Below are 7,443 nucleotides of genomic sequence, written 5' to 3'. Positions count from 1 at the left end.
TCCTGTTTTAAAAAGTATATCACTTTTTGAGACTTTAAAACTTTTTGCAAGAAACTTTATTAACTCTTTGTTTGCTGCACCTTCTACTGCAGGTGCTTTAATCCGTATCTTAATACTATCATCACCATAGGCTTCACAAAACTCGCTTTTACTGGCATTTGGTTGTGCTTTAATACTTAGACTGACTGTTTCATCTTCTATGTTATAAAACACTCTTTAAGCTCTCTATGATGAGTGTTGTATCACTCTTACTTTTTATCACAGTGGGCTTAAGCAACCCATACTGCAGCAATCTTTTTGAAAGATTTGATGCTTCTACTACTACTATACCTTCAATGGCATCAAAAATATCTTTTTGATTGAAGTAGTGCTTTCCTGAAATGATCTTACATCCAAATTGCGCTGCCTCTGCGGCATTGTGTCCGCCTATGGGTTGAAAGGCACCACCAAGGATGACTATGTCACTGATCGCATACATATTGACCAATTCACCCAAAGTATCTACTAAGACAATATCTGAACTTAAGACTTCATTTTGAGAATAACGTTGTGCAGTACAGTGATTTTCTGCAGAAAATGCTTCCATCATTTTAGCTACTTTGTCAAAACGTTCAGGATGACGTGGCACTAAAAGTAAAACTGCCTCCGGATGTTCTTTTTTAAATGCAGCAAAGGCATCCAGGATCAGTGTTTCTTCTCCTTCATGCGTACTTGCTCCACATACAACCAGACTTGAAGGCTTTTTGATCTCTTTTGTCACATCAGGTAAGTGAGCCAACTTAATGTTACCTGTAATCACTACATTTTTAGCTCCCAAAGACTCTAAACGTTCTTTGTCTTTATCTGTTTGTGCATACACTTCATCTATATGCTTAAAGATCTGTTTATAAAGCCATTCTATCTTTTTATACTTGGGGAAAGACCTATCACTCATACGTGCATTGATCAGTATTGTTTTAGCTCCTCTGCTCTGTGCCAATGCAAAAAGAAGATACCAAAACTCAGCCTCCATCACCACCAATGCCTTTTGCGGTTTCAACCACCCAAAAAGTAAAGGTTCAAAAGGCAGATATCTGCTCTCTTTTGTATAATTTTCTATCACTTTATAACCCGTATACGTTGTTGTAGTCATACGCAAACTCTCTTGTGGCAATTCATCCACTAAAGATTTGATTGCTTTTGCTTCCCCAAAACTACAAGAATGAAACCAGATACCATGAGGCTTTAAAGGCTTGTTATTCCATAAGAAAAATCTTGCAGGCAATGAATCTTTATATTTTGTTTTAAAAGAGAAAAAGGCTAAAAGAGGAAGGGCAATAACATAAAGAAAAAAAGAAAGAAAACTATAGAGAAAAAAGAAAAATTTCTCCATAGTGCATCACTTATGCTTCTGCTGTAACACTCTCTATATAGAGAATTCTACCACAGTGAGGACAATTACAAATCTCATCCGCTTTGATCACGTCTGAATACGTTTTGTCATTGAGCTTCATATAACATCCGTAACATGCTTGTTTTTTAACAGGAACAACCGCTGTGTTACCTGCCCAAATACGGATCTTCTCATAAAATGCAAGAACTTTTTGTTCAAGGTCTCTGCTAAGCTTTTCTCTTTCAGAAAAAAGTTCGCCCTTGCTTTTTTCAATCTCTGCTTTTTCTACAGATACAACTTCATTCATTGCTGTATATTCTTCTGTAAGTGCTTCTACTTTTGCCTTTGCTTCTTCTAAAAGTAATTTCGTTGTTTCATTGATCTTCTGAAGTCTTTCGATCTCTTCATTTGCAAAAGTCATCTTTTCTTTAGCAATATCTTCTTCCAAAGAGAGTGCTTTCATCTCTTTTTCTGTTGTGATATCTTTAGATTTTTTTACATTTAAAGCCAATTGCTCATGTAGCATTGTAAGTTGATCTTCAAATGTCTTTACTCTTGCATCATTTTCAACGATACTTGCATTTAATGTATCAAGTTCAGCCTGTGCTGCATTGATCTTCTTTTCTACTTTTGCTACTTTTTTATTTGCCGCTTCAAGTTGTGGTGTGTAACTGTCTATAGCTCTGTCAATTTTTGAAAGCTCAATGAGCTCATTTAGGTGTTTGTTCAATATCTGTCCTTTTGGAGTTTAAGGGTTCTCAATCATTAGTTTGAGAGGTTTATACCATACTTTATATTGTTTCAATATGAAATGGGTTTTTTGAATTTGAAATTATAGCTAAAAGAGGTAAAACTTTCAACTCATCCAAAATGATCTCTGCAAAAAACTTTTCACTTTCATAATGTCCGATGTCTACCATCATTAAATCTTCACTCATAGCCTTCATCGCATCATGATACTTAATGTCCCCGGTCAAAAAGCAGTCAGCCTCTACCTCATCCATGAGTGAAGCCCCTGCACCCGTAGTTAAAGCGATAGTTCTGATCTTCTCTTTCTTACCTATTACTTTAAGTGTAGGTAAGTTCAATTTCTCTTTTAGGAGGGTCAAAAGTTCTTTATAATGCCACTCTCCTTTTGTCGTACATACAAAAGGATTTTGTGACTCTATTTTAAAGCCTAAAACCTTTTCAAAAACATATCTGTTTAAATGTGTCTGATCAAAATTTGTATGCAATGCAATCAATGACTGCTTTTTGAGTATCATTTTTTCAAGTAGATTTGAAGGGTATTTTGAGAAATCAAGCTGTGTTAAATTTCCAAAGATAAGCGGATGATGTACCACAAAAAGTGTATTCACCTCTGTACTTTCTATCATCTCTTCATCTATATCCAATGCCACTACAATTTGAGATACTTCTCTAGACATATCTCCTACGATAAGTCCAGAATTATCCCACTTTTCCTGGAGTTCAAAGGGACTTACTTTATCTAAATGGTTGTATATTTCTTGCAGCTTCATGCTAATCTTTCTGAGTTTTTACTCTTTTTGATTTTTCCATCACTTGCTCAGCAAGACTTTGTTTATATGCAATGATCTCTTCTCTTGTCTCTTCACAAGCAGTTGAAACGATCTGTGCAGCAAGAATACCTGCATTTTTAGCTCCATTGAGTGCCACTGTAGCCACTGGAACACCACCAGGCATTTGCAGTATGGAGAGTACCGAATCCCATCCATCAATTGAGTTACTTGACTTTACAGGTACACCTATGACTGGCAATGGAGACATTGAAGCTATCATGCCAGGTAAATGTGCTGCACCTCCAGCTCCAGCAATGATGACTTGTATTCCACGCTTATGTGCATTGTTCGAAAATTCAAAAAGTTTTTCTGGCGTTCTATGTGCTGAGACGATATCTAGCTCATACCCAACATTGAACTGCTCTAACATCTTGGCAGCCTCCTGCATGACAGGAAGATCAGAGTCTGATCCCATTACTATACTTACCACTACTTTTCCCATGATTTAACCTTTATAATATTCTTAACTTTATCTGCTTTTTCAAATGCATTCTCAACAGTATCTGCCAAGACTGTAACATGTCCCATCTTCCTAGAAGGTCTTGTCTGATGTTTTCCATAAAGATGTACTTTTACACCCTCAATTGATAAGACTTCACTAAGTCCTTCATAACGCACCTCTCCTGTATGCCCCGCTTCACCCAAAAGATTAAGCATAACTGATGGCATAATGAGATTGGTACTCCCAAGAGGAAGCCCCAATATGGCACGGAGCATCTGCTCTAGCTGAGAAGTCATCACAGACTCTATGGTATGGTGACCACTATTATGTGGTCTTGGTGCGACTTCATTTACCAGTATCTCTCCATTTAGATCTATAAAAAACTCTACAGCTAAAAGCCCTACCATCTCCAGGTTTTCAATAATTTTTATCGCCAGATCTTCCGCTATCTTTACATCTTCTCCACTGATATTTGCAGGACAGAAAAGATCTTCTACTAAATTGGTTTTTGCATCAAATGTCATCTCTACTGTGGGGAAACAACGTACCTCACCCAAGTCATTCCTTGCCACAATGACAGCAATTTCTTTATCTATTTCAACTTTTTTCTCAAGCATAGAAGAGCCATCAAGTAGCCTATCTTCTGCAGAGTGTATCAGGGCTACACCATGGCCATCGTATCCACCTTTTCTCAATTTTTGAACAAAGGGATAGGTAAAGACTTTTTCTTCTATAGCTTTAGTGATTGCATCAGTATTCTCATAACAAGCAAAAGGTGATGTCGGAATATTGTGTTTTTGATAGAACTCTTTTTGTAAGCCCTTATCTTGAATAAGTGCAAGTACCTGAGGGTCAGGCACGATTTTAAAACCATCAGCTTTAAGTTGAAGCAATGCTTCAATGTTGATATTTTCCATTTCATAGGTCAAGATATCTACCTCTTTACCAAAGGCATATACCGTGTCAAAATCAAGAAAATCACCTTGCACATGCTCTGTTGCTATGCGCTTAGCTGGGCAATCTGGGTCAGGGTCAAGTACATAGGTAGCTATTGCCCACTTACTTGCCTCTTGAATGAGCATTTTACCCAACTGGCCACCCGAGATGATGCCTAGTTTTAAATTTGAATTGGCTAATTTATCTATCAAGATTTACCCTCTTACTCTTTGATTACGCTCTTGTTCCTGCGCTTTGTAAAGCTCCGCACATCCTATAGAGAGTTCTCTTACTTTGAGAATATAATTCTGTCTTTGTGCCTGAGAGATAGCCTTTCTCGCATCGAGTACATTAAAGGCATGAGAAGCGATCATACACTGATCATACGCTGGAAGAGGTAATCCGGCTTCTAAGCAGACTTTACATTCGTTGCTTGCATCTTCAAAGTGCTGGAACAGATTTTCAACATTGGCCACTTCAAAATGGTATTTTGAAAACTCGTATTCTGTCTCTTTATGCACATCACCGTACGTTGTTACAGTGTCCCCCATACGATTCCATACTAAGTCATAGACTGAATCCACACCTTGCAAGTACATCGCAAGTCTCTCTGTACCATAGGTTATCTCCACAGCTACAGGATCACAAGTGATTCCACCAACTTGTTGAAAATAAGTAAACTGTGTCACTTCCATACCATCAAGCCATACTTCCCAACCAAGACCCCATGCACCTAAGGTTGGAGACTCCCAGTTGTCTTCTACAAAACGGATATCATGCTCTTGTAAATTAAGTCCTAAGTACTCCAAAGACTTCAAATAAAGCTCTTGAATATTGTCAGGACTTGGCTTGATTAGTGCTTGAAACTGATAATATGCACCAAGACGATTAGGATTTTCCCCATAACGTCCATCTGTCGGACGGCGTGAAGGAGCCACATACGCAGCAGACCAAGGCTGAGAGTCCAGACTTCTCAAGAGTGTTGCAGGGTGGAATGTCCCTGCACCTGATGGAATGTCATACGGCTGTACAATGTTACAGCCCTGCTCCGCCCAGAATTGTTGGAGTTTTAACAAAAGTTCACTAAATGTAATGGCGTTTTTATTCATCTATTTTATCTCTTATATATTTATTATAGTATTGTTTCAATTTCAGAAGAATCAAGCTCTACTTTTTTTGCTTTGCTGATTCTGTCTTCTTGAAGTTTGACCTTAAGTTCATCATCCTGCAGTGCCATGATCTCAATCGCTAAATACGCAGCATTAACAGCTCCTGCTTTACCAATGGCAAGAGTACCTACAGGCATACCTTCTGACATCATGACTGTACTTAAAAGTGCATCTTCCCCTTTGAGTGATCCAGAATCTACCGGTACACCAAGTACAGGCTTAGTGGTATGGGCCGCAACTGTACCAGCTAAATGTGCTGCCATTCCTGCAGCAGCTATAAATACCTGTGCCCCTTTTTCTTCTGCTTCTTGAATATATTTTTTAGTTCTCTCAGGACTTCTATGCGCGGAGGAGACAATAAGCTCATACGGCACACCAAATTTTTTTAATGCCTCAGTACATTCAACCATCACCCCATAATCGCTTTTCGAAGCGATGACAATAGATACAAATTTCATTATTAATCCTTTTCTACTTTCTTTCTCCATGAAGATAAGCAAAGCTCATCTTCAATTCCTCTCACTGAAGCTTCGTCATTGACTCAGTTTAATCATTTTCACTTCCTATTTGTTGTTCTAACTTCATAGGAGTTGAAGTTTCGGTAAGTCCCTTTTTTTCTAATGCTTCAGCGATTTCACGTCTTAAGATAGTATATCCTGGTAACACTGCAGGTAAGAGTATTTCATTCACATTCCCGCTATGTACACACTCCAGCTCTTTACCCTCTTTAGTCGTAAGCTTTTTAAAGGTGATGACATACGATCCTGCTATTTCCTCTATTGTACCAATATCATTATCGACAAGTTCTACAGTGGCATCCACAGGTAGAACTATCTCTACCGAATCACCTAAACAAGTTTTGTCTTTACATTTCCAAGTCAAGCCATCTTCATCCACAAGTCCTGCAACTTGATGTGTACCATACTGTATTGAAAATTCATTTGACTCTGTATCCTTACGTTCAAAAGGACGAGAAAGAAGATACGCATCTGTAAACCCACGGTTTTGTGTTGTAGCAAGTTCTTTTTGATAACGTTTTTCATCAAAGTCGTTGGCATAGTAGTCATCTATAGCATGACGGTAGGCTTTTGTGACCACACCTGCATAGTAAGGAGACTTAGTACGTCCTTCTATCTTCAGTGAGTCTATAACACCTGATTTGAGTATCTCATCAACATGTGACGCCATATTCATATCTTTAGCATTCATAATGTAAGTGCCAATCCCCTCTTCTTCATCCAATCTAAAAGTCGTACCAGACTCAGGATTATGTGCATAGATCTCATAAGGAAAACGGCAGTCATTGGCACAAGATCCACGGTTAGGCACACGACCCGTTTGTAATGAAGAGATGAGACAACGTCCTGAGTAGGCAAAACACATAGAACCATGCACAAATATCTCTAATTCCAAGTCGGGTAAATGACTTTTAATTGCTTCACAATCTTTAAGGCTTATTTCACGTGCAACGATAATACGCTTTACCCCAAGATCATAATACACCTCTGCATCCATTGCATTCATCACATTGGCCTGTGTAGAAAGGTGAATAGGAATATCTGGCGCAATGCGATTTGCTATCTTTACCACACCCGGGCTAGAGACAATAAGCGCATCTGGTTTTAACTCAGCTATCTTGGCAATGTGATTTTCATAGAGTTTTATTTGTGAATTAAAAGGAAATGAATTCACTGTAGAGTACACTTTTTTGCCACGAGCATGGGCATATTCTATCCCTTCAGCATAAGATTCCATATCAAATTCTTTTCCTGAACGAATACGCAATGAAAAGGTACTCGTACCTCCATATACTGCATCTGCCCCATAGTTTAGAGCGATTTTCATCTTCTCTAAGTTACCTGCAGGTGCTAAAAGTTCTACTTTATTTTGATCTGTCATCTTTTGCCTAATGGAATTTATTTGGTTCTTATTCTATCCTATTAG

General features: G+C 38.3%; 9 protein-coding genes. All 9 read right to left on the bottom strand.

What is annotated here, in order from left to right; genetic code table 11:
- On the bottom strand, nt 1-213 hold a 213-nt coding region (locus tag ABZC96_RS00460), incomplete at its 3' end, for a DUF167 domain-containing protein (protein WP_373028289.1).
- Complete coding sequence (gene waaA, locus ABZC96_RS00455) at nt 203-1,372, bottom strand: lipid IV(A) 3-deoxy-D-manno-octulosonic acid transferase (RefSeq protein ID WP_373028287.1); 1,170 nt, start codon at nt 1,370-1,372, stop codon at nt 203-205. The genes ABZC96_RS00460 and waaA, both read right to left, overlap by 11 nt.
- Before the next feature lie 10 nt (nt 1,373-1,382).
- The gene (locus ABZC96_RS00450; protein WP_373028286.1) at nt 1,383-2,102 is read right to left on the bottom strand and encodes a zinc ribbon domain-containing protein; all 720 of its coding nucleotides are present in this window, start codon (nt 2,100-2,102) and stop codon (nt 1,383-1,385) included.
- A 61-nt stretch (nt 2,103-2,163) separates the two neighbouring features.
- Nucleotides 2,164-2,892, bottom strand: coding sequence for a Nif3-like dinuclear metal center hexameric protein (locus tag ABZC96_RS00445; RefSeq protein ID WP_373028285.1), 729 nt, complete (start codon nt 2,890-2,892; stop codon nt 2,164-2,166).
- A 1-nt stretch (nt 2,893) separates the two neighbouring features.
- Nucleotides 2,894-3,394, bottom strand: a complete 501-nt coding sequence (purE, locus tag ABZC96_RS00440) for a 5-(carboxyamino)imidazole ribonucleotide mutase (protein ID WP_373028283.1) — start codon at nt 3,392-3,394, stop codon at nt 2,894-2,896.
- Nucleotides 3,382-4,542: a 5-(carboxyamino)imidazole ribonucleotide synthase gene (locus ABZC96_RS00435; protein ID WP_373028282.1), complete on the bottom strand. Its 1,161-nt coding sequence runs from the start codon at nt 4,540-4,542 to the stop codon at nt 3,382-3,384. Before ABZC96_RS00435 ends, purE (ABZC96_RS00440) begins: the two co-directional genes overlap by 13 nt.
- A gap of 3 nt (nt 4,543-4,545) precedes the next feature.
- Entirely contained in the window at nt 4,546-5,439 is an 894-nt protein-coding gene (gene glyQ, locus ABZC96_RS00430) for a glycine--tRNA ligase subunit alpha (protein ID WP_373028281.1), read from the bottom strand.
- Nucleotides 5,440-5,462: 23 nt separating this feature from the next.
- On the bottom strand, nt 5,463-5,957 hold the full coding sequence (purE, locus tag ABZC96_RS00425) for a 5-(carboxyamino)imidazole ribonucleotide mutase (RefSeq protein WP_373028280.1): 495 nt from the start codon (nt 5,955-5,957) through the stop codon (nt 5,463-5,465).
- An 88-nt stretch (nt 5,958-6,045) separates the two neighbouring features.
- The gene (locus tag ABZC96_RS00420; RefSeq protein WP_373028279.1) at nt 6,046-7,398 is read right to left on the bottom strand and encodes a peptidase U32 family protein; all 1,353 of its coding nucleotides are present in this window, start codon (nt 7,396-7,398) and stop codon (nt 6,046-6,048) included.
- Nucleotides 7,399-7,443 lie beyond the last annotated feature (45 nt).

Source organism: Sulfurovum sp. (genome assembly GCF_041551015.1).
Lineage (GTDB): Bacteria > Campylobacterota > Campylobacteria > Campylobacterales > Sulfurovaceae > Sulfurovum.
Note: the sequence above shows the minus strand (reverse complement) of the source record. Positions and strands in the feature narration are given on the sequence as shown.